Genomic DNA, 22,243 nt, shown 5'->3' with positions numbered 1-22,243 from the left:
GTTCGGTCCTATCGCAGTGCGAGCCAGAGGATGGCGATCGTGCCGACGACGATGCGATACCACGCGAACGGCGCGAAACCGTGGCGCGAGACGATCGCGAGGAAGGCGCGGATGACGAGCACCGCGACAACGAACGATACGACGAAGCCGACCGCGATGCCGGTCCAGTCGGTGTCACCGAGCGCGTGGCGCACCTCCCACAATTCCTTTGCGGTGGCGGCGAGCATGACCGGGATGGCGAGGAAGAAGCTGTATTCCGCGGCGGTGCGGCGATCGACGCCGAGGCTGAGCGCGCCCATGATGGTGGCGCCGGAGCGCGAGACGCCCGGGATCATCGACAGGCACTGAACGACGCCGACGCCGAGCGCGGTGCGGAACGGCATGTCCTCGACCGAGGTGACCGCGACCGGACGGGTGCGGCGTTCGATCACTAGGATCGCGATGCCACCGACGACGAGTGCCACCGCAACGACCATCGGGGTCTGCATCATCGCCTTGATCGAGCTGTAGGCCAGCGCGCCGATGACGAGCGCGGGCAGGAAGCCGAGCACGACGTTACGGCTGAACCGGATCGCCTGTGGATCGCGGCGGACGAGGCCGGCGGCGACCGCGGTGAAGCGGCGCGCGTAGAGCACCACGACCGCCAGGATCGCGCCAAGCTGGATCACGATGTCGAACGTGGCGGAGGAGGCGGAATTGAAGCCGAGCAGCTCGCCCGCCAGCAGCAGGTGACCCGTCGAGGAGACGGGGATGAATTCGGTCAGGCCCTCGACGATGCCGAGCAGCACGATGACGAGCAGCGAGTGATCCATCAGACCGCGCCGGCGCCCGTTGCGTCGACCGTGGCGAAGCGGCCGTGGCGGCGATACTGGACGAGCCAGCCGGGTGCCACCGCGGCGAGCGGGACGGGATTGATGCCGAACGCGGCGAACCCTTCCGCATCCGATGCGACGACATTGTCGGACTGGAGCAGCAGCCACTGGTCCTGCGTGATCGGTGCGCCGGGGATGAAGCGGCCGGCCTTGGCCATCATCGCACCGACCGCGTCGGGGATGGGGACGATCGCGGGGGAGCGGCCGATTTGTTTCGCGACCCAGCGGTTGAGTGATTCCATGCTGATCCGGTCCGGACCGCCCAGTTCGAAGGTGCGGCCGCCGTAGGTGAGCGGATCGAGCGCGGCGCGGGCGACGGCCTTCGCCACGTCGGCGACGAACGCCGGCTGGAACAGCACGGGGCCGCGCAGGACGGGGAGGATGGGGAGGCGGGCCATCTGCGCGAACTTGTTCACGAACATGTCCTCCGGCCCGAAGATGATCGAGGGGCGCAGGATGATGGCGTTCGGGAATGCGGTGCGGACCGCGGCCTCGCCCTCGCCCTTGCTGCGGGCGTAGGTGCTGGCGGCGGCGGGATCGGCACCGATCGCCGAGACCTGGACCATCGCTGTGGCACCGGCGGCGTGGGCCGCCTCCGCCACGTTGCGCGCGCCGCCGACGTGGACCGCATCGAACTTGCCGGCGAGCAGGCCGACGAGGTTGATGACCGCAGTGGAACCCTGCACCGCGCGGGCGACGCTGTCGGCGCGGGTGATGTCGACCGCGACGAACTGCGTCTGGCCGACGCCGCCGAGCGGTTTGAGGAACCAGGCGTTTTTCGGATCGCGCCCCGCGACACGGACGCGTGCGCCCGCCTTCAGCAGTTCCTGCACGACGTAGCGGCCCAGAAAGCCCCCGCCGCCGAAGATCGTCACCAACCCTGCCATCGATCGATTCCCGTCCGTCCGGATGATATGCGTGCCGAATTCCCGACCGGAAATCCGTTGCCGGTCCATTGCCCGTGCAGAAGGCCGTTGACAAGGTTCATGCCGACCCCCTAGAGGCCCCCTCCTACCCCGTGCCCAGATGGCGGAATTGGTAGACGCACCAGCTTCAGGTGCTGGCGATCGCAAGGTCGTGGAGGTTCGAGTCCTCTTCTGGGCACCATTTTTTCAGATTATATGTGAATGAGTTAGCCTTCGGGCTCCCCGCCAGCCTTTTGGGGCTTGGCGGGTCGAGGCGCGTGATGGCGAAAGTCGAGGTTTCGGCATGCGAGGGCGGATCTGGACGCCGCGAAAATGTCGCGTTGTGCCGAGTGCGCAGGGCGGGGATCGGCGACGAAGCCGCGGTTAGCCGGTCCATCAGCGGAAGACGGCCGTCGATGGACCGGCTGTTACGTCTGATGAGCGGTGTGATGTCGTTGGTGTTGCGACCGCCGAGCGATCGGTTCCGAGCAGCAGGCGGGGGCGTCAGTCCACGACGACCTGGACGCGGCGGTCGAGGGCCGCGCCGAAGTTGGTGAAAAATTCGTTCGCGAGCTTGTTGGCGGTGGACTGGATCAGGCGGCTGCCGAGCGAGGCGAGTTTGCCGCCGAGGGCGGCGTCTGCGGTGTAGGTGAGGACGGTGCCGCCGTTTTCGGGGGTCAGTTCGACGCGGGCAGAGCCCTTGGCGAACCCCGCCATGCCGCCCGAGCCGCGGCCCGAGAGCATGCAGGACAGCGGTTCGACCATATCGGACAGTTCGACATCGCCTTTGAACTTGGCGCACACGGGGCCGATCTTGAGCTTCAGCACGGCGGCGAAGGTCGTGTCGCTGGTCTGCTCGAGTTCCTCGCAGCCGGGAATCGATTCGGCGAGCATGGCGGGGTCGAAGAGGCCGGCCCAGACGATCTCTGGCGGCTGGGTCAGTTCGTGGCGGCCGGTCAGTTCCATGGGATCATCCTTTTCAAGCGTGACCGATCCCGAGCGCCGCGAGGATGCGGGCGGGGGTCATCGGCGTCTGGGTCATGCGGGCGCCGAGCGGGCGGAGCGCGTCGTTGACGGCGTTCATCAGGGCCGCGCCGGCGGCGGCGGTGCCGGCCTCGCCGACGCCCTTGGCACCGAGGATCGTGTCCTCCGTCGGCGTTTCGATGTGGCCGATGACGATGTCGGGCATCTCGCCCGCCATGGGGACGAGATAGTCGGCCATCGATCCGTTCAGGAGTTGCCCGGCATCGTCGTAGAGGCATTCTTCGAACAGTGCCGCGCCGAGCCCCTGGACCACGCCGCCGCGGATCTGTTCGTCGACGAGCAACGGGTTGATGATCCGGCCGCAATCCTCGACCACCCAATGCTTGAGCAGTTTGACGAGGCCGGTTTCGGTGTCGACCTCGACCAAGCTGGCCTGCACGCCGTTGGTGAAGGCGAACGGATAGCCCGACGGCGCGAAATGGTGGGCGACGGTCAGCGAGCTGTCGACGCCCTTGGGGAGCGTGTCGGGGCGGTAGGTGGCGATCCGGCCGATCTCCGCGAGTGTCAGGCGGACCTCGCCGGTGGCAGCATCGACGACCGCGCCGTCGCGTAGGTCGAGCGCGGCGGGAGCGGCCTGGAGCAGCGCCGCAGCCATGTCGGTGATGCGGGCGGCGAGTTTGCGTCCTGCGAGCAACGCGGTCTCGCCGCCGATGCCGGCGCCGCGGCAGGCCCAGGTGGCGCCACCCGATGGGGTGTGGTCGGTGTCGCCAGTGGTGACCTTCACCTGGCCGGGTGCGACGCCGAGCTGGTCGGCGACGATCTGGGCGATGATGGTTTCGGTGCCCTGGCCCTGTTCGGTGACGGAGATGGCGCAGTGGACCTCCCCGCCGGGCGTCAGCCGCACGACGGCGCCGTCCTGTGCCGAGATACGTGCGCCGCCGACGCCGTAGAAGGCGACGCCGGGATTGGTGATCTCGACGAAGGTCGCGAGGCCGATGCCGCGGTGGATGCCGCGTTCGCGCAGGGCCGCCTGTTCGGTGCGTAGCGCGTCATAGTCCATGAGCGTGCGGAGCTTGGCGAGGCTTGCCTCGTGGGAGAGCTTCTCGAACATGTAGCCGGTGGCCGAGACGGCGGGGTAGGCATCGTCCGGCACGACGTTGAGCGCGCGGATGTCCCACGGGTCGAGCCCAAGTTCGGCGGCGGCCCGGTCGAGCAGTTCCTCCGTCACCTGGCAGGCGATCGGGTGGCCGACGGCGCGGTACTGGCTGGTCTGGACCTTGTTCTGGAACAGCACGGTCAGGCGGCCGTGATAGTCCGCCATCCGGTAGGGCGCGCCCATCAGGCGATAGGCCTGGTTGCCTTCCACGACCGAGGTGCGCGGATAGGCGGAGAAGGCGCCGATCGGCGCGTAGTCGTCGACATCCATCGCGAGCACGGTGCCGTCGGCGGCAAGCGCCATGCGGGCGTGGACGCGGTGTTCGCGCGAGTGGATGTCCGAGGCGAAGCTTTCGAGCCGATCGGCCAGGAACCGGACCGGGCGGTGGAGGATGAGTGCCGCGGCGACGGTTGCCATCTCCTCGTTGTAGACGTGGAGTTTCATGCCGAAGCTGCCGCCGACGTCGGGCGCGATGACGCGGACCTTGTGATCGGGCAGGCCGAAATGGCGGGCGTAGATGTCTTGGAACTGGAACGGGGTCTGCGTGCCGTGGCGGACGGTCAGCTGGCCGGTGGAGGGATCATGGTCGGCGATGATCGCGCGTGGTTCGAGCGTGACCGCGGTGTGGCGGCCGAAGGCATAGTCGCCCTCGACGACCAGCGCGGCACGGACGAACGCGGCATCGACGCCGTCGGTCTTGAGTTCGTTCCGGTAGCAGAGGTTGCTGTCGATTCCGGTCGCGGCCGGCGCGGTATCGACGTCGAGCGCGGCATCGACGCCGGAGACGACGTCGAGTTCGTCGAGGTCGAGCAGGATGTGCTCGCAGGCGTCCTCCGCCTCCGCCCGCGTGCGTGCCACGACCATGGCGATCGGGTGGCCGACCCACAGGACCTCGTCCGCCGCGAGGATGTTCTGCGGGGCGCTGACCATGCCGACGAAATGGTCGAGGTGGCTGGTCCAGTCCTGGCAGAGCGGGTTGAGGTCGGCCGCGGTGAAGACGGCGATCACGCCGGGCGCGGCGCGGGCGTCGTCGACGTCGAGCGAGGTGATGCGGGCGTGGGCCATCGGGCTGCGCAGGAAGGCGGCGTGCACCATGCGCGGCAATTGCTGGTCGCCGACGAAATCGCCGCGGCCGGCCAGGTGGCGGAGCGCGTTCTCGCGGAGCTGCGGCGCGCCGATATGGGCGGGGCGATCGGTCATGCGGCCGCCGCTTCGCGACGGCGGGCGGCGGTGGTGGCGATCGCGTCGACGATCGCCTCGTACCCGGTGCAGCGGCAGTAGTTGCCCGACAGTGCCTGGCGGATCGTGTCGCGATCGGGGTCCGGGTCGGTCGACAGCAAAGTGTGCGCCGTCATCATCATGCCGGGCGTGCAGTAGCCGCATTGCAGCGCGTTGCGTTCGTGGAAGGCGGTTTGCAGATCGGCGATGAGGCCGGTTTCGGACATGCCCTCGATCGTCTGGACGTCGCGGCCCGCGGCCTGGACGGCCAGAACGAGGCAGCCATGGACGGGCGCGCCGTCGAGAATCACGAGGCAGGCACCGCAGACCCCCATTTCGCAACCGAGATGCGTGCCGGTGAGGCGCAGCCGGTCGCGCAGGAAATCGGCCAGGCTGGTGCGCGGTTCGACCTGTTCGGCGACATCCTCGCCGTTGACGCGCAGTTCGAGCGGGGTGGTGATCATGCGGTTTCGCCGGGTTGCGAAAGGCGTGTCACCGGACGATATCCGGCCAATGACGGTGTCATATCCGCTCCTGTTCAAGGCGAAGTCGGCGCGTACGCTCAACAACTGACCGATTGGTTACAAAATGACACGACCGACGTCTGCACGCAAGACAAAAGACCAGATGGTTAGTTCTGAATTGGCCGAGGCGGGGGACGGACCGGAGACGCCGAAGCCGCGCCGCAAGAACATGCGGTCGGAGGACCGCGAGAAGCATATTCTCGAGGGGGCGGTCCGGTTCTTTGCGGAGAACGGCTTCGAGGGGCAGACACGCGAGCTGGCGACGCGGCTGGGGATCTCGCACGCCGTGATCTACCGGCATTTCGAGAGCAAGGAGGCGCTGATCGAGCGGGTGTACGAGCATGTGTTCACGAGCCGCTGGCGTAGCGAGTGGAACAGCCTGATCACCGACCGCAGCCTGTCCGTCGAGGCGCGGTTGCTGCGGTTCTACCGGGAATATGTCGACTCGGTGTTCGAGTATGAGTGGGTGCGGATCTTCGTCTCGTCTGGGCTGAAATCGTACAGTTTGCCGACGCGGTATCTGACCATCGTGCGCGACCGCCTCGTCCTGCCGGCGATCGGCGAGTTGCGGCATGAGCTCGGTCTGCCTGCGCAGTCCCCATCGGAGGTCGAGGAAGAGCTGTTCTGGGGGCTGCATGGCGGCGTGTTCTATGTCGCGATCCGCAAGTTCGTTTATGGGACGGCGGTGCCGGACGATATCGCCGGCACCGTCGCGCGCACCGTGCGGGCGTCGCTGGCCGGCATCCGCGTGCAGTTCGCGGATGCCGACGCCTGACTGGTCAGTGGGCCGGAACGAGCTTCGCATCGCCGGCGCGCCGCAGGGTTTCGGGCATGAACCAGACGGTGATCGCGCCGACCAGGAATAGGACCGAACAGGTGCCGATCCCGAAGCCGAGCCCGTGCGTCTTGGCCAGCACGCCGACCGTGACGGGCGTCAGCACCGCGCCAAGCCCGCGGCCGACGTTGAACGCGAAGCCCGACCCCATGGCGCGAATGTCCTGAGGGAACAGTTCGGCGAAATAGGATCCGAACAGGCCGAACACGCCGCCGAACGACAGGCCCATGATCGGCCCCAGCCAGAACAGCAAAGTCGCGTCGGGGACGAACACGTAGAGCGGGACGATGACGGTATCGGCCAGGAAGGCGAGGATCAGCGCCTTGCGCCGGCCGATATGATCGGCGAGCCAGGCGTAGACGAAGTAGCCGACGAACGCGCCGGAGAAGATCACGACGGAGAACAGGCTCATATATTCCAGGTCGAGCCCGCGGACCTTGACCAGATAGGTCGGGATCCAGGACGAGACGCCCCAGAAGCCGCCCATCTGACAGGCGGCGGCGATCGTCGCGCCAATGGTAAGCTTCACGATGTCGGGGCGGAACAGGCGGCCGAAGCCGATGCGTGGCTCCTTCGCCTTGGGCGGGCGGACGGGATCGGCGGGGACGATGATCCAGAACAGAATGCCGACGATGGTGGCGGTGCCGGTCAGCGCGAACAGCATCCGCCAGCCGAGATCGGCCAGGAAATAGCGGCCCATCAGCGAGGCGAGGATGCCGCCGAGCGCGAAGGTGGACAGCATGAAACCGGCGGCGCGCGCGCGGTATTTCGGTGCCCAATGGTCGGCGATCAGCGCGACGATCGGGCCCCAGAGGCCGCCGATGCCGATGCCCTGGAGGAAGCGCAGGACCATCAGCTGTTCCCACGAGGTGGTCCAGTAGACCGCGGTGGTGAAGATGCCGAATTCGATCAGGCAGATGACGGTCGCGTTCTTGCGGCCCATATTTTCCGCGACCCAGCCGAACAGGATGCCGCCGAGTGCGGTGCCGATCATGGTGGCCGACGCGAGCAGACCGGCGTCGGTCAGCGACAGGCCGAGCGAGACGATGATGACCGGCATGCAGATGGCGAGGATCTGCAGATCGAGGCTGTCGTAGAGATACGCCAGGAACGTCATGTTCAGCACCCTCCACCGTTGTGGCGTGCCGCTCTCACTGGTTTCCATAGCGCTTCCTCTCATGTGGTGCGCCGTTCGCGACGGGCACCTTGTTCAAAGTTCGATCCGTGGCGTGTTCAGGGTGCAGGGGTGGCGAGCCGCGACAGGATGCGACCGAGCAGCACCTCGGCCAGATGCAGGCGGGTCGCGCCGGGCATGGTTGGTTCGTCGGCGGGGTCGAGATCCTGCGCGAGCGCGTCGCGGGCCGCCGTGATCGTGGCGTCGTCGAGCGGGTGTCCCACGAGTGCGGCCTCGGCGTTTTCGGCGCGGATGGGCGTCGCGCCGACGGAGTGGAAACAGAGACCGGCCTGCCCGATCAGGCCGTCGTCCATGACGAGCCGGACCGCGGCGCCAACCATGGCGTAGTCGCCGTGGCGGCGGGCGAGTTCGTCGAACGCGGTCAGCGTGCCGGGCGGGGCGGGGGGGATGAGGATCGAGCGCAGGATCTCGCCCGGCTCGATCGCGGTCGTGTAGAGATCGAGGAAGAAGTCCTCCGCCGCGACGGTCCGTTCGCCATCGGGGCCGACGATGTCGAACATGCCGCCGAGACAGCGGACGACGGCCGGGAATTCGGACGCCGGGTCGGCCAGCGCGAGGTTGCCGCCGAACGTCGCGTGATTGCGGATCGCGGGGTGCGCGACGAAATGCGCGGCCTGCGCCAGCATGGGCGCGTGTTCCGCCACGAGCGGGTTCGACAGCAGTTCGGCATGGCGCGTGGTGGCGCCGATCCGGAGACCGTCGTCAGACACCGTGATGCCGGCCAGTTCGGGCAGGCGGGAGATGTCGATCAGCAGGCCGGGCGCCTGAAGGCGGAGCGCGAGCGAGGGGACGATGCTGTGTCCGCCCGCCAGCCAGAGCACGTCGTCCGTCGCGGCGGCATAGTGCGCGAAGGCATCCGGAAGGTCCTGCGCAAGCTGATAGCCAAAGGATGGCGGCTTCATGGCTCCTCCACGCCGGTGCGGCGAGGGCTGCATGCCTCACTTCTGACCGACTGGTCATTTTGTCGCACCTGGAAACAGGGGTGGCAAGCGGAAAGTGAACGGATGGTTAGAACTGGCGGTCAGAAGCGGTGCTGGTTGATCCGCATGACCTCGTCGAGGAAATCCACGACGGCGCGGATGCGCGGCAGGCGTTGCTGGTCGGCGTGCATCAGCAGCCAGTAGCTGCGCGTCACCGCGACGTCCGGCAGGACGCGTTGCAGGCGGCTGTCCTGTTCGGCGGCGAAGACGTGCAGCACGCCGATCCCCAGGCCGTTGGCGACCGCCGCCTGCTGCGCCGCGATCGAGCTGGAGCGGAACACGGTGGGTGCGTCGCTGACGATCTGGTCGAAATAGCGCAGTTCGGGGATGTCGATCAGTTCGTCGATATACCAGACCAGCGGGTGCGCCTTGACCGCGTCAAGCGTGTCGATCGGCGGGTGACGGTCCAGATAGTCGGCCGCGGCGTAGAGCCCGAGCCGGTAGTCGACGAGCTTGCGCGCGACGACCCGGCCGCGTGGCGGGCGGGTGAGGCCGATCGCGATGTCCGCCTCGCGCCGTGACAGGCTGACCGATCGGCTTTCGGGCGCGAGTTCGAGTATGACGGTCGGGTGGCGGGCGTGGAGCAGGTGGACATTCGGCGCGACGAGCCAGGTGCCGAACGCCTCGGGGGTCGCGAGCCGGACCGATCCGGCGACGGTGCCGGCATCGTCGCCGACCGCCGCGCTGGCCGCGATCATCTCGACCTCCATCCGCTCGGCATGATCGCGCAGCAGGTCGCCGGCATGGGTGAGCAGGACGCCGCGCGGTGACCGGTCGATCAGCCGCGCGCCGAGTGCCGCCTCCAGCCCGTTCATGCGGCGTGCGACCGTGCTATGATCGAGCCCGAGGGTGCGGGCCGCGGCCTGGAGCCGGCCGTCGCGCGCCACGGCGAGGAACAGGCGGATGTCGTCCCAGTTCAGACTCTGCATTTTTGCACAACGGATGCGGTTTGGCGGTGGTTCCGGTGGCGTCGTGCAGAGGCTAAGACCAACGTGATAACTTGAGAGGAAGAGCCATGCGCAACGTATCGCATTTCATCGGCGGGCAGACCGCCGCCTGGTCCGGCGCCCGTACGGGCGACATCTACGACCCGACGATCGGCCAGGTTCAGGCGCAGGTCGCGCTGGGTACGGTCGAGACGGTCGCCGAGGCGGTCGCCAACGCGAAGGCCGCGCAGCCGGAGTGGGGCGCCACGAACCCGCAGCGCCGGGCGCGCGTGATGTTCAAGTTCAAGGCGCTGATCGAAGCGCATATGGACGAGCTGGCCGCGCTGCTCGCGTCCGAGCATGGCAAGGTCATCTCCGATGCGAAGGGCGATATCCAGCGCGGGCTCGACGTGGTCGAATTCGCGTGCGGCATCCCGCATCTGCTGAAGGGTGATTACACCGAGGGCGCCGGGCCGGGGATCGACGTGTATTCGATGCGCCAGCCGCTGGGCGTCGTGGCGGGCATCACGCCGTTCAATTTCCCGGCGATGATCCCGCTGTGGATGCTCGCCCCGGCGATTGCATGCGGCAACGCGTTCATCCTGAAGCCGTCGGAGCGTGACCCGTCCGTGCCAGTGCGGCTGGCCGAACTGGCGCTGGAGGCGGGGTTGCCCGCCGGCATCCTGAACGTCGTGCACGGCGACAAGCTGGTCGTCGATGCGATCCTGGATCATCCCGACGTGAAGGCGGTGAGCTTCGTCGGGTCGTCCGACATCGCGCAATATGTCTATGGCCGCGGGGCCGCGGCGGGCAAGCGGATGCAGTGCATGGGCGGCGCGAAGAATCACGGCATCATCATGCCGGACGCCGACATCGACCAGGCGGTCGCCGACATTCTGGGTGCGGCTTACGGTTCGGCGGGCGAGCGCTGCATGGCGTTGCCGGTGGTCGTGCCGGTCGGCGAGAAGACCGCGGAGGTCCTGCGCGAGAAGCTGGTGGCGGAGATCGCCAAGCTGCGGATCGGCATCTCGACCGATGCCGACGCGCATTACGGGCCGGTGGTGAGCGCGCAGCACAAGGCGCGGATCGAAGGCTATATCCAGATGGCGGTGGACGAGGGGTCCGAACTGGTGCTCGACGGGCGTGGCTTCATGTTACAGGGTTATGAGGACGGTTATTTCCTGGCGCCGACGCTGCTGGATCATGTCCGGCCGGACATGCAGAGCTACAAGGAGGAGATCTTCGGGCCGGTCCTGCAGATCCTGCGCGCCGCGACGTTCGAAGAGGCGGTGAGCTATCCGACGCAGCATCAGTACGGAAACGGCGTCGCGATCTTCACGCGCAACGGCGACTTCGCGCGGAACTTCGCGAGCTCGGTCGAGGTCGGGATGGTCGGCATCAACGTGCCGATCCCGGTGCCGGTGTCCTATCACAGCTTCGGCGGGTGGAAGCGGTCCGGCTTCGGTGACCTGAACCAGTATGGCACCGACGGCATCCGGTTCTACACGCGCACCAAGACCATCACGCAACGCTGGCCGAGCGGCGGGTCGGTGATCGACCAGAGCTTCATCATCCCGACGATGTGATCCCGCGGCGTCCGCGGGCGTGTCGGTTGGACATGCCCGCGGGCGGCGCGTTGCTACGGAGAACGACCATGATGACCGACACCCCGAAGCCGGACGTTGAACAGCCCCCGGTGACGCAGCCGATCGTGCCCGATGCGCCACATACCGGCAGCCCGATGGACGACGAGCCGGAGCCCGGCACCGATCCTTGGCACGAGGGCCCCTGAGACCAGCGGCTTTGCAATCAGCAAGCTTTGGGTCCTGCCATTTATCCTAGGGGGGCGACCCGGACATCGACGCCCTCCGCACGCGCATCGAGCGTGACATCGCGAAGGGCGGGCTTCCGGGGCGGAGTGATGCCGGCACGCTGGCGGGCCCGGTCAGCACGGTGCTTCAGGACCTTTCGTTCCTGGCGCGCGATGGCGGATCGAGCAATCTCATGGTCGTGGTCCGGGGGTGGACCACGGGATCGGAATCGGTCAGTCCCAGCCCGCATGCGTTCAGGGAACAGAGGGAGGCGCGGATGGCCGTTCGAAATGTCGAAGGTGGAGCCGTGGTCCTGGCCGGCGCGACCGGCGATCTGGGTCTGCGGATCGCACGGGCACTGCGCCGCCGCGACGTGCCGGTTCGCGCACTGGTCCGGACCGAGACGCCGGACGCCAAGCGGGGGGTGATCGCCGGGACGGGCGCGAGCGTGATCGAGACGGATTATGCCGATCCGGCCGCACTGGCGCGCGCCTGTGCCGGTGCGGTGTGCGTGGTATCGGCGTTGAACGGGCTCGCGCCGACGATCCTGGGCTTGCAGGGTCGGTTGCTCGACGCAGCGGTCGCGGTCGGCGTGCCGCGCTTCATGCCGTCCGATTTCTCGCTCGATTTCACCAGGACGCGGCCCGGGGACAACCGCAACATGGACCTGCGGCGCGCGTTTCAGGCGCGCGTCGACGCGGCACCGATCCGCGCGACATCGGTGCTGAACGGTGCGTTCGCCGACCTGCTGACCGGTGAGGCGCCGATCGTTCTGCACAAGCTCCACCGCATCCTGCACTGGGGCGATGCCGATCAGCCGCTCGACTTCACCACCAAGGACGACGTCGCGGACCATGTGGCCGATGTTGCGATGGATGCGGACGCCCCACGCTTTTCGCGCATCGCGGGCGATGTGGTCAGCGCGCGCGATCTGGCGTCGATCATGACGCGGCTGAGCGGGCGGGAGTATAAGCTGCTCCGCGCCGGCGGGATCGGCCGCCTGAGCACCGTCATCGCGGTTGCGCGCGCATTGTCCCCCAAGAGCGACGCGCCGTTCCCTGCGTGGCAGGGGATGCAGTATCTGCGCGACATGGCGAGCGGCCGCGGCAAGCTCGTCCCGCTCGACAACGCGCGTTATGGCAAGACCGACTGGACCCGCGCGGAGGCTGTGCTGGCACGAACCGTCTGACGCCGCGGGAGACGCTGGCGTCGGCGGAGCGCGGATCCGGGGTGCAGAGTGCGCGGCGTATAGAGCCGTGGGGCGTGCGGATCAGCCGGCGGCGTAGGCCTGGATCAGGTCGTGGATATAGTCGCGGCCGCGGTAGAGCGCGTCGGCGGACATCCGTTCGTTGAGGCCGTGCGTACCCGACGATCCGTCGTTCCAGAGGCCGGGAATGCCATAGGTCGGCACGCCGATCTGGCTGAGATAGGTCGCGTCGGTTGCCCCGGTGGACTGCGTCGGGATGACGGGGATGCCGGGGAAGTGCTTTGCGCCGACCGTCTCGATCGGTTTCAGGATGGCGGGATCGAGCGGTGGGGTGACCGCGACGGGGCGTTCCTGGATCTTGCTCGGCAGAACCTTGACCTGCGGGTCGGCGATGGCGGCCGCGATCGTGGCGCGGGTCTCGTCGGGGGTTTCGCCCGGCACGATGCGGCAGTTGATCCCGGCGGTCGCGCGCTGCGGCAAGGCGTTGGCGGCGTGGCCCCCGTCGAGCAAAGTGGCGACGCAGGTCGTGCGCAGGAGCGCGTTCATGGCGGGATCGGCCGAGAGCGCGCGGGCGGCGTCCGCATCGGTTGGGTTCGCGGCAAGGGTGCGCATCGCGGTGCCGACCGCGTCCTTGCGGAGCGCGCCGGCCTTGGCGAGATAGGCCTGCGAGACCGGGTTCAAGTGAACCGGGAATTGCACGGCGCCGACCTTGAGGATCGCCGCGGCAAGCCGGTAGATCGCGTTGTCGGGCAGCGGGACCGAGCTGTGCCCGCCGGGGTTGGTGACTTCGAGAATGTAGTTGCGCGGCGACTTCTGCGAAACCTGGACGCCGAGCGTCTCGGGTCCCCCGCCGGGCGCGGTCCGTCCGCCGCCGCCTTCGTTCAGCGCGAAGCCGGCCTTCAGCAGTTCGGGGCGGTTTTCGACCAGCCAGCGGGCGCCGTTCAGGACGTTGGGGTTGCTGCCTTCCTCGCCGCAGGTCAGTGCCAGCTTGATCGTGCGGCGCGGCTTGTAGCCGGCGGCGCGCAGGCGAATGAGCGAGTCCGAGAAGATCGCGGCCTGCGCCTTGTCGTCGCTGGTGCCGCGGGCGTAGAAAAAGCCGCCTTCCTCGATCAGCTTGAACGGTTCGCGGACCCAGTCCTCGCGCTTGGCCTCCACTACGTCGATATGGGCGAGCAGCAGCATGGCGGGCAGTTTCGCGTCGCTGCCGACCCAGGTGGCAACGAGGCCGCCGTCGCGGGCGCGGCCGGGTGGCACATAGAGGACCAGTTCCTTGTCGCTGAACCCCGCCGCGCGCAGCCGGGTCGCGATCTGTTCGGCGGCCGTCGTGCAGTTGCCGACCGACGAGGTCGTGTTGGTTTCGACCAGTTCCCGGTACAATTCGCGGAAGGCGACCCGATCGGGCCGCGCGGGCGGGGTCTGCGCCGCGGCGGGCAGCGACTGGACCGCGAGGGCGGCGGTGATCAACAGGGCGGGAGCGCGCTTCATCGATGGGGAGCCTTCCGGGAACAGGGCCGTGCTGCGGTGCCGCATGGTGTGGCATGGCAAAGGGACCGGGCGCAATGTCCCCAAGGGTCCCAAAACGCAGTCCGGACGAGGAGCGGTTGCATTCGTGGCCGACCGCATTACTCCGTCTAGAAAACGACGAGGACGCTCCGGGGAGATGGATATGCGCCGACTGGCCGCGATGGTGGTGCCGTTGCTGTTCGCGCAGGCGGGCGCCGCGCAGGACCGGCCGGTTGTGCCGATGTCGCCGCAGATCGACGCCAGCCGCCCGGACTGGGAGAACCCCGCGATATTCGAACGCGGCAAGGAGCCGGCGCGGGCGACCGGGTTTCCGTTCGAGGATCGCGCGAAGGCAATCGCGGGGGACATGGCGGCGTCGGCGCGGTTCCTGTCGCTGAACGGGGCTTGGCAGTTTCACTTTTCGCCGAACGTCGAAGGCGCGCCGGCGGATTTCTATCGCGACGATTACGACGTGTCGGGGTGGAAGCCGATCCGCGTGCCGGCGGACTGGCAGACCGAAGGTTATGACCAGGCGCGCTACAATAACATCACCTATCCGTTTCCGGCGAACCGGCCGCTGATCCCGCATGATCGCAATCCGGTGGGATCGTATCGTCGCGATGTCGAGGTGCCGGCCGGGTGGGCGGGGCAGGACGTGCTGCTGCATATCGGGGCGGCGGGTTCGGCCTACTATGTCTGGGTCAATGGCCGGATGGTCGGGTATAGCGAGGACAGCAAGCTGCCGTCCGAGTTCGACGTGACGCGGCATCTGCGACCGGGGCGCAACAGCATCTCGATCCGCGTCTATCGCTGGTCCGACGGGTCTTACCTGGAGGATCAGGATTTCTGGCGGGTGTCGGGGATCGAGCGCGACGTGTTCCTGATGGCGGCCCCCAAGGCGCGGGTGCGCGATTTCGCGGTCAAGGCCGGGCTGACCAACGGGTGGCGCGACGGGACGCTGGACGTGACGGCGAAGGTCTTGCCGGGGCGGACCGCGATGACGGTGCGGACGACGTTGCTGGAGGGCGCGCGGACCGTGACGCAGCGGAGTGCTGTGGTGCGGCCGGGCGCGGGCGAGCGGAGCGTGCGGTTGAGCGCGCGGGTGGCGGACGTGCGGTCCTGGTCCGCCGAGACGCCGAACCTCTACACTTTGCTGGTCGAGATGATCGACGCGCAGGGCAAGGTGATGCAGGCGACGGCGCAGCGGATCGGGTTTCGCGACGTGGCGGTGCAGGGCGGGCGGCTGACGGTGAACGGGCGGCCGGTGTATATCCGCGGGGTCAACCGGCACGAGCACGACCCCGACACGTTCCACGTCATATCGATGGCGTCGATGCGTCGCGATATGGAGATGATGAAGCGCAACAACGTCAACGCCGTGCGCACATCGCATTATCCGAACGATCCGCGCTGGTACGATCTGGCGGACGAATATGGCCTGTACGTGATGGACGAGGCGAACGTCGAGTCGCACGCCTACATGGAGATGGGCTGGAAGGGCGACCGCGAGCGCGAGCTTTACCAGATCGGGTACGACCCGGCGTGGGACGCGGCGCATGTCTCGCGCGTCGCCAACATGGTGGAGCGCGACAAGAACCACCCGTCGATCATCTTCTGGTCGCTGGGGAACGAGGCGGGGATCGGGCCGGCGTTCGCCAAGGCGGCGGCGGAGGCCCGGCGGCGCGATCCGACACGGCCGATCAGCTATTTGGGCTGGGGGACGTTGAGCGAGCCGAAGCCGAACGCCTATGCCGATATCTTCGCGCCGATGTATTATAGCGTGGATCAGACGATCGCCTATGCGCGCAACAAGCGGTTCACGCAGCCGCTGATCCAGTGCGAATATTCGCACATGCAGGGGAATAGCGGCGGGAACCTCGCGGATTACTGGGACGCGATCTATGCCAATCCGAAGCTGCAGGGCGGGTTCGTGTGGGACTGGGTCGACCAGTCGATGCATGCGCGCGATGCGAACGGGGAGCCTTATTGGGGGACGGGGAACCTGTATGGGCCGAACCCGGGCGGTGACATCGAGTTCGGCGACGGCCTGATCCAGCCGGACCGGACGCCGAACCCGAGCCTGTTCGAGCTGCGCAAGGTGTATCAGCCGATCGCGTTCCGGGCGGACGACCTGGCGGCGGGGCGGTTCACGATCGCGAACCGGCAGGATTTCAGCGATCTGTCGGGGTACGAGCTGGGCTGGGTGATGCTGGAGGACGGCGTTGCGGTGGCGCGTGGGGCGATGCCGGCGGTGAGCGTCGCGGCGCGGGCGGAGGGGGCGGTGACTGTGGCGATGCCCGCGGTGCCGCGGCGGGCGGGGCATGAATATGTCATGACGCTGACCGCGCGGGCGTGGGGTGGGGCGGTGCCGATGGTGCCGGCGGGGAGCCTGGTGGCCTGGGAGCAGTTCGTGTTGCCGGCGGTTGCGGAGGAGCCCGTGGTGGTGGCCGGTGCGGTGACGGTGCGCGATGCGGAGGGGCGGGTGACGCTGTCCGTGGGAGACGCGGCGCTGGTGGTGGACCGGGCGACCGGGATGGTGGCCTACGACAAGGGTGGCAGCGCGGTGCTGAGCGGGGGGAGTCCGGACTTCTATCGCGCGCTGACCGACAATGATCTGGGGACCAAGGTGGAGCGGACCCATGCGGTGTGGCGCGATGCGTCCGCGCGCCGGACGGTGGAGGCGGTGACGGTGGAGCGGAGCGGCGAGGGGGCCGTGGTCGTGGTGCGGTTCCTCGTCGGCGACGGGGCGGCGCGCTTCGAGAACCGGTATCGGATGCTGGGCGACGGCAGCGTGACCGTCGATGCGGCGTTCACGCCGTTGCTTAGCGGGTTGCCCGATCCGTTGCGTGTCGGGCTCGCGTACCGGATGCCGTCGGGGTTCAAGGGCGTCGAATGGTACGGCAAGGGGCCGCACGAGAGTTATGTGGATCGGCAGGCGGGGGCGGCGCTGGGGCGCTGGGCCGGGGCGATCGCGGACCAGAACCATGACTATATGCGGCCGCAGGAGACGGGAAATAAGGTCGGCGTGCGCTGGATGCGGGTGAGCGGGGCGGGGGTGCCGGCGCTGATGGTGCGTGGGGCGGCGCCGCTGTCGATGAACGTGCTGGGCTTTCCGTATGACGATCTGGCGCGGCGGCCGCCGGGGACGCGGAAGAGCAGCGATATCCTGCCGCATGGCGAGGTGAGCCTGGCGATCGATGCGGTGCAGAGTGGGCTGGGCGGGACGGATAGCTGGAGCGCGCTCGGGCGGCCGCTGGAGCGGTACCGGATCGCGGTGGCGCCGGTGCGGTATCGGTTCACGCTGTGGGCGGGCGGTGGCGAGTTGGCCGGCGCGGGGGCGATGCCGGCTTCGGCGACAGGAGGCGAGGTGGCGTTCTGATCGTCGGGGCATGAACGCGCTTGGTTAATGTGCCGGGCTGGGACGGGCGTAGAGCGGCACTGGTCTTGTCGGTCGCTTTGCGCGATGGCGGGCGGGACGACGGGAGCGGTGCGATGACGGGCGGAACGGGACAAGCGAGCTGGAAGCCGGTGGCGTATGTCGCGCTGGGGATTGCGGTGCTGGGTCCGGTCGCGTGGATCGCCGGGATTTCGGCGCGGGAGCCGGTGGTGCCGGCTGCGGCCCCGGTTCGGGTTGCGGCGGCGAAGCCCGCGGTTGCTCCTACTCCTGCTGCGGCGCCGGTGGATCAGGGGATGGTGATCAAGCGCGTGCTGGATGTGCCGCGGCCGTTTACGCATGGCGACTATGTGTGGGACGAGGCGGGCGTGCCGGCGGGGCCGATGATCGTGACGGTCGACCTGGTCGCGCAGACGCTGTCGGTGTTCCGCGGCGGATACGAGATCGGGACCGCGGTGGTGATGTACGGCGCGGACGAGCGGCCGACGCCGACCGGCATCTTCCCGATCACGCAGAAGGATGCGGACCATGTGTCCAACCTGTACGATGCGCCGATGCCGTACATGCTGCGGCTGACCAATGACGGCGTGGCGATCCATGGCAGCGACGTGGAATGGGGCACGGTGACGCATGGCTGCATCGGCGTGCCGACGGCGTTTGCGGCGAAGCTGTTCAAGGTGATGAAGCTGGGTGATCGGGTGATCATCACGCGCGGCGAGATGTTGGGGCAGGGGCAGGCTATCAAGGCTGCTTGAGCCGCACGGAGCTGCGCGGTCTCAGAGATCGATTGCGATGGAAACGTACTGGTTGACGACGTTGGGGCTGCGCGTGATGGGAAAGGCGGTCCCCATTGCCCGGGCATGGACGATGCGAACCGGTATCCCGGCAGACAGCAGGTAGCGCCGGACCGCGGCGGCACGCCGTTCGGACAGGGGAAGCGTGACGTGCAGCGGGCCTTCCGCACGGTCGGCATGACCAAGGATCGTAATCCCTAGCGTTCGATCATTGCGCACCGCGCGGACGAAATTATCGAGTATTTGTCGGCTCTCCGTCGTGACGGTAGCATCCCCCGTCCGGAAGAACACAACGAACGGATCGTTGACGGCTGGCGCAAGGGGGGCGGGCAATAAAACCCGGTGCTCGACGGTAATCGCCAGAAGAAGCGCTGTCAGCATAGTGGCGGCATGGCATGGCGGTCTTGTCGGTGCAATCGGCGTTCGGGGCAGACCGTTGGCTTCACCTTCGTGACGGCCAAGCTGCACCCGTCGTTGCCTGCGACATTTCCAAGATCGCTGTCGACGGCGGCCGGTTCGGCCGTAGCTATTCCGCCAGGCGGGTGTAGCGGCCGTCCAGATACACCAGCGGGTCGACGTCGCCGTAGGAGCGGACGTCGACGAGGCGGCCGATGAAGAGGCCGTGAGTGCCGTAGCCGAGCGAGACGTCGTTGTGGCAGACGAACGCGGCCTGGGCGTCGGCAAGCATCGGCAGGCCGCGCGGGCCGGTGATCCAGTTGCCGGTGGCGAAGCGGTCCTCGCCCGAGGCGCCGCCACCGCAGGCGCGGCTGACATCCTCGTGCATCGCGCCGAGCACGTTGATGCAGAAATCCGCGCCGGCCGCGAGCGGGGCGTGGAGCGAGGCAGAGCGGTTGACCGAGACGATCATCGACGGCGGATCCATCGACAGCGCATCGACCGCGGTCGCCGCCATCGCATAGCGGCGACCGTTGTGGAGCGCGGTGATGACCGTGACCGACTTGGCCATCCGGCGCAGGGCCACCCGGACCGCGGCGGCGAGCGTCGCGGTGTCGGTGGCGGGCGGGATATCCAGATCGGTCGCGGTCGTCATTCGGCGCTCCAGTAGATGTCGATCGCGGCTTCGGTCGCGGCCAGCACGCGGCCGATCGGCAGGGTGGAGGACGGACCCTCTTCGATCGCGCGTTCCAGCGTCGCCTTCTTCACGTCGCCGGCGATCGTGACGATCATGGCGTGGCCACCGGCGAGTGCCGGCAGCGTCAGCGTAACGCGGTTGGCGGGGCGATCGGCGGGCATCGGATCGGGCCGGACGCCGACCGCACGGCGCGCGGCGGGGCCGTTCACCGCATGGTTGAAGTCGGGACCCGGGAAGATCGACGCGGTGTGGCCGTCCTCGCCCATGCCCAGCCAGACGAGGTCGGGGGGGAAATGCAGGTCGGCGAGGCGCGCGTCGGCGGCGCGGCCGGCGGCGGCGGGATCGTCCGTCGCGGTGGCGCCGCGGACGAGCGGCACGAGCGTCGCGCCGGTCTTGCCCGCCATCTTGGTCAGTTCGGCGAAATTGCTGAGCTTGTCGTCATCGGGCACGATCCGGTCGTCGGTCAGCGTGATGACGACCTTGTCCCAGGCGATCTTGCGCTTGCCGAGTTCCGCGAAGATCGCGGCCGGCATGCTGCCGCCGGTGACCGCGAGCAGCGCATGGCCGCGACCGGCGAGCGCGCGTTCGATCACAAATTCGATATCGTCGGCGACCTGTTGCGCCAGGCTGTCGCGATCCTCGAACTCCCACCATTCGGCTTCGATCATCGGTAGGGTCTCCTTGGGGTGTCGCGCGGGGCATAGCGGATGGCGGCGGGGGTGGCGAGGGGGGGCTTCTGCCGCTCTTCGATGGTTGGGATGTTCCGGTCGATGCCCAGTGGTACCAAGCTAAGCCCCTCTCCCAACCCTCTCCCCGGAGGGGAGAGGGCTTTAGGGTCTCAGAGCGTCCGCACCAGCAGGTTGGCGATGGCGGCCCAGGGGGGGTCGGCGAGGACTTGCTGGCGCATGCCGGCGCCGAGCGGGAGCATCTGGAGCTTGCCGGCTTCGCGGCCGATGAGGCGGCCGAACAGAAAGCGGCCGGCGGGGCGGGGCACGAGGATGTCGCGGTTGAGCGCTGACGGGAAGCCGTCGGGTCCGACGCGGCGGCACCAGAGCACGTCGCCCGCGCGGTAGTCGCCGACGCCGGCGTCGACGATGACCGCGACATGATCGGGCGCGGGGCGGGGCGGCAGGACGGCGTCGGATTGCCGCGGGGCGTGCGCGCCGGTGCCGCCGAGGATCGCGGCGACGGCCAGATCGGCCTGATCGGGCAGGCGGACGAGATCGGCGGCGGGAACGCCGAGCGCCGCGGCGATGCGGTTGAGCCAGCCGACCGACACGGTGCGCATCCCGGTCTCCAGCCGGCCGATCGTCTGCGCCGTGGTGGGCGGGGTGCAGGCGTCGGCGACGTCCTGCAACGTCATGCCCTTGGCCCGGCGGACATCGCGGATGACGGTAATCATGGAGGGCTCCTAACCAGTAAGGTTATTTCCCTGTCCTACAATCGTGACGTTGTGGCAAGTGTCCCTTCGTAGCGGAGGATGGTGGCATGGGCGTGATACTCGATCGACGGGGGCAGGCGGTGATGGCGGCGCTGGCGGCGCTGGCGGCGGGGCGCAGGTTGTCGGACACGCCGGTGGCGTTGGTCGAGGTGCTGGTGCGCGCGGACCTGGCGCAGATGACGGAGGGCGGACTGGTCGCTACCGAGGCGGGGCGCGGCTGGTCGGTGCGCGATGCGACGCCGGAGGGCGCGAACCGGATGCTGGTGGAGCGGAACCTGGCGGCGGTCGAGGGGGCGGGGCGGCGCGTGACGGTCAATCTGGGCGAGTCGCCGCTCGGCTGGCTGCGTGCGCGGGGGCATGTGACCGCGCGGCAATATGATGCGAGCGAGCGGGTGCGGGCGGACTGGGAGACGGCGCAGCTGGCGCCGCGCGTGACGATGCGGTGGGACCCGGCCGCGACGCCCGGCGGTGGTGGCGCGGGCGGCGCGATCGATCCTTCGGGCGCGCAGTTGTCGGCGAAGCGGCGGTTCGAGGCGGCGGTGGCGGCGGCCGGGCCGGGGTTGTCCGACGTGCTGTGGCGGGTGGCGTGCGCGGGCGAGGGGCTGGAGGCCGCGGAGCGCGCGCTGGGGTGGCCGAAGCGGTCGGGCAAGCTGGTGCTGGGGCTGGCGCTCGACCGGCTGGCGGATCATTATGGCCTGGGGTGAGGAGCCTGGAAGAGGATAAGCGATGATCCTGTACGGAAGTTCGTTTTCGCCGTTCGTGCGGAAGGTTCTGGCGTTCGCGGCGGAGAAGGGGGTCGCGATCGACCTTCACCGTGTCGGGCGGGGGAGCGACGACCCGGCGTTCCGCGAGGCGAACCCGTTGGGCAAGATGCCGGCCCTGCGGGACGGCGACTATCTGCTGGCCGATTCGTCGGCGATCGTCGCGTATATCGAGGCGCTGCATCCCGAGCCGGCGTTGATCCCGGCTGAGCCGCGGGCGCGGGGGACGGCCATGTTCTGGGACGAGTATGGCGATGCGGAGCTGTTCGATGCGATCCGGCCGCTGTTCTTCAACCGGGTGGTGAGCCCGCGGTTCGAGGGCAAGCCGGGCGATCTGGCAGCGGCGGACGCGAGCGAGGCGGACGTGGTGCCGGGGGTGCTGGCGTATCTGGAGGCGCGGATCCCGGAGAGTTTGTTTCTGGTCGAGGACCGGATCACGCTGGCGGATCTGGCGGTGGTCAGTCCGTTGGTGAACCTGGAGCATGCGGGTGGCACGCTCGACGGGTTCCCGCGGATCGCGGCCTACAAGGCGGCGATCCTGGCGCGGCCGTCCTTTGCGGGGTTGGTGGAGAAGGAGCGGGCGTTGCTGGCGCGGATGGGGTGAGGGGGCTGGAGTGGCTCCCCTCCCGCGTCATCCCGGCGGA

At 68.4% G+C, this 22,243-nt stretch carries 21 protein-coding genes and 1 tRNA gene; 9 read left to right on the top strand and 13 right to left on the bottom strand.

Annotated elements, in window-relative coordinates:
- Positions 1–8: 8 nt before the first annotated feature.
- The gene (locus tag ACFSGX_RS16125; RefSeq protein WP_380931340.1) at positions 9–812 is read right to left on the bottom strand and encodes an undecaprenyl-diphosphate phosphatase; all 804 of its coding nucleotides are present in this window, start codon (positions 810–812) and stop codon (positions 9–11) included.
- On the bottom strand, positions 812–1,759 hold the full coding sequence (locus tag ACFSGX_RS16120) for a complex I NDUFA9 subunit family protein (RefSeq protein ID WP_380931339.1): 948 nt from the start codon (positions 1,757–1,759) through the stop codon (positions 812–814). The genes ACFSGX_RS16125 and ACFSGX_RS16120 overlap by 1 nt, the downstream gene beginning before the upstream one ends.
- A 133-nt stretch (positions 1,760–1,892) precedes the next feature.
- On the opposite strand from ACFSGX_RS16120, the gene ACFSGX_RS16115 reads away from it, so the two are divergent.
- A tRNA-Leu gene (locus tag ACFSGX_RS16115) sits at positions 1,893–1,979 on the top strand.
- A gap of 302 nt (positions 1,980–2,281) precedes the next feature.
- On the opposite strand, the gene ACFSGX_RS16110 is transcribed toward ACFSGX_RS16115, so the two are convergent.
- From ACFSGX_RS16110 to ACFSGX_RS16100, 3 genes are read right to left on the bottom strand one after another with little or no spacing between them, the layout of a single operon-like run.
- A complete protein-coding gene (locus ACFSGX_RS16110) occupies positions 2,282–2,743 on the bottom strand; it encodes a CoxG family protein (RefSeq protein WP_380931338.1) in 462 nt (153 codons plus the stop codon).
- 13 nt (positions 2,744–2,756) lie between these two features.
- The gene (locus ACFSGX_RS16105) at positions 2,757–5,117 is read right to left on the bottom strand and encodes a xanthine dehydrogenase family protein molybdopterin-binding subunit (protein WP_380931337.1); all 2,361 of its coding nucleotides are present in this window, start codon (positions 5,115–5,117) and stop codon (positions 2,757–2,759) included.
- Entirely contained in the window at positions 5,114–5,599 is a 486-nt protein-coding gene (locus ACFSGX_RS16100; protein WP_380931336.1) for a (2Fe-2S)-binding protein, read from the bottom strand. The genes ACFSGX_RS16105 and ACFSGX_RS16100 overlap by 4 nt, the downstream gene beginning before the upstream one ends.
- Before the next feature lie 163 nt (positions 5,600–5,762).
- On the opposite strand from ACFSGX_RS16100, the gene ACFSGX_RS16095 reads away from it, so the two are divergent.
- Positions 5,763–6,434 carry a TetR/AcrR family transcriptional regulator gene (locus ACFSGX_RS16095; protein WP_380931335.1) on the top strand — a complete coding sequence of 224 codons (672 nt, stop codon included), beginning with the start codon at positions 5,763–5,765 and terminating at the stop codon, positions 6,432–6,434.
- A gap of 4 nt (positions 6,435–6,438) precedes the next feature.
- On the opposite strand, the gene ACFSGX_RS16090 is transcribed toward ACFSGX_RS16095, so the two are convergent.
- The 3 genes from ACFSGX_RS16090 to ACFSGX_RS16080 all read right to left on the bottom strand — a co-directional run bounded on the left by ACFSGX_RS16090 (position 6,439) and on the right by ACFSGX_RS16080 (position 9,598).
- Entirely contained in the window at positions 6,439–7,659 is a 1,221-nt protein-coding gene (locus ACFSGX_RS16090) for an MFS transporter (protein WP_380931334.1), read from the bottom strand.
- Positions 7,660–7,727: 68 nt separating this feature from the next.
- On the bottom strand, positions 7,728–8,591 hold the full coding sequence (locus tag ACFSGX_RS16085) for an FAD binding domain-containing protein (protein ID WP_380931333.1): 864 nt from the start codon (positions 8,589–8,591) through the stop codon (positions 7,728–7,730).
- Positions 8,592–8,710: 119 nt separating this feature from the next.
- A complete protein-coding gene (locus tag ACFSGX_RS16080) occupies positions 8,711–9,598 on the bottom strand; it encodes a LysR family transcriptional regulator (protein WP_380931332.1) in 888 nt (295 codons plus the stop codon).
- Positions 9,599–9,684: 86 nt separating this feature from the next.
- Between ACFSGX_RS16080 and ACFSGX_RS16075 the strand changes: the two genes are divergently transcribed.
- From ACFSGX_RS16075 to ACFSGX_RS16065, 3 genes are all read left to right on the top strand, one after another.
- Complete coding sequence (locus ACFSGX_RS16075; RefSeq protein ID WP_380931331.1) at positions 9,685–11,181, top strand: CoA-acylating methylmalonate-semialdehyde dehydrogenase; 1,497 nt, start codon at positions 9,685–9,687, stop codon at positions 11,179–11,181.
- 68 nt (positions 11,182–11,249) lie between these two features.
- On the top strand, positions 11,250–11,387 hold the full coding sequence (locus ACFSGX_RS16070; RefSeq protein WP_380931330.1) for a hypothetical protein: 138 nt from the start codon (positions 11,250–11,252) through the stop codon (positions 11,385–11,387).
- Positions 11,388–11,683: 296 nt separating this feature from the next.
- Positions 11,684–12,595, top strand: coding sequence for an NmrA family NAD(P)-binding protein (locus tag ACFSGX_RS16065; RefSeq protein WP_380931329.1), 912 nt, complete (start codon positions 11,684–11,686; stop codon positions 12,593–12,595).
- Positions 12,596–12,676: 81 nt separating this feature from the next.
- On the opposite strand, the gene ACFSGX_RS16060 is transcribed toward ACFSGX_RS16065, so the two are convergent.
- On the bottom strand, positions 12,677–14,098 hold the full coding sequence (locus ACFSGX_RS16060; RefSeq protein ID WP_380931328.1) for a M20/M25/M40 family metallo-hydrolase: 1,422 nt from the start codon (positions 14,096–14,098) through the stop codon (positions 12,677–12,679).
- Between the two features lie 175 nt (positions 14,099–14,273).
- On the opposite strand from ACFSGX_RS16060, the gene ACFSGX_RS16055 reads away from it, so the two are divergent.
- Together ACFSGX_RS16055 and ACFSGX_RS16050 are read left to right on the top strand one after the other, a co-directional pair.
- Positions 14,274–17,495: a glycoside hydrolase family 2 TIM barrel-domain containing protein gene (locus ACFSGX_RS16055; protein ID WP_380931327.1), complete on the top strand. Its 3,222-nt coding sequence runs from the start codon at positions 14,274–14,276 to the stop codon at positions 17,493–17,495.
- A 113-nt stretch (positions 17,496–17,608) separates the two neighbouring features.
- Positions 17,609–18,265, top strand: a complete 657-nt coding sequence (locus ACFSGX_RS16050) for a L,D-transpeptidase family protein (RefSeq protein WP_380931326.1) — start codon at positions 17,609–17,611, stop codon at positions 18,263–18,265.
- 21 nt (positions 18,266–18,286) lie between these two features.
- On the opposite strand, the gene ACFSGX_RS16045 is transcribed toward ACFSGX_RS16050, so the two are convergent.
- The 4 genes from ACFSGX_RS16045 to ACFSGX_RS16030 form a co-directional block, all read right to left on the bottom strand.
- Positions 18,287–18,685: an OmpA family protein gene (locus ACFSGX_RS16045; protein ID WP_380931325.1), complete on the bottom strand. Its 399-nt coding sequence runs from the start codon at positions 18,683–18,685 to the stop codon at positions 18,287–18,289.
- A 145-nt stretch (positions 18,686–18,830) separates the two neighbouring features.
- A complete protein-coding gene (locus ACFSGX_RS16040; RefSeq protein ID WP_380931324.1) occupies positions 18,831–19,355 on the bottom strand; it encodes a flavin reductase family protein in 525 nt (174 codons plus the stop codon).
- Positions 19,352–20,065 carry a 6-phosphogluconolactonase gene (pgl, locus tag ACFSGX_RS16035; RefSeq protein ID WP_380931323.1) on the bottom strand — a complete coding sequence of 238 codons (714 nt, stop codon included), beginning with the start codon at positions 20,063–20,065 and terminating at the stop codon, positions 19,352–19,354. Before pgl ends, ACFSGX_RS16040 begins: the two co-directional genes overlap by 4 nt.
- Positions 20,066–20,235: 170 nt before the next feature.
- Positions 20,236–20,799, bottom strand: a complete 564-nt coding sequence (locus ACFSGX_RS16030; RefSeq protein ID WP_157176923.1) for a helix-turn-helix domain-containing protein — start codon at positions 20,797–20,799, stop codon at positions 20,236–20,238.
- 86 nt (positions 20,800–20,885) lie between these two features.
- On the opposite strand from ACFSGX_RS16030, the gene ACFSGX_RS16025 reads away from it, so the two are divergent.
- Both ACFSGX_RS16025 and ACFSGX_RS16020 read left to right on the top strand, forming a co-directional pair.
- A complete protein-coding gene (locus ACFSGX_RS16025; RefSeq protein WP_380931322.1) occupies positions 20,886–21,542 on the top strand; it encodes a DUF6456 domain-containing protein in 657 nt (218 codons plus the stop codon).
- A gap of 22 nt (positions 21,543–21,564) precedes the next feature.
- On the top strand, positions 21,565–22,203 hold the full coding sequence (locus ACFSGX_RS16020) for a glutathione S-transferase family protein (RefSeq protein WP_380931321.1): 639 nt from the start codon (positions 21,565–21,567) through the stop codon (positions 22,201–22,203).
- Positions 22,204–22,243: the final 40 nt, after the last annotated feature.

Source organism: Sphingomonas arantia (genome assembly GCF_042682045.1).
GTDB lineage: Bacteria > Pseudomonadota > Alphaproteobacteria > Sphingomonadales > Sphingomonadaceae > Sphingomonas_R > Sphingomonas_R arantia.
The sequence above is the reverse complement of the archived record's forward strand: the minus strand, read 5'-3'. Positions and strand labels throughout refer to the sequence as shown.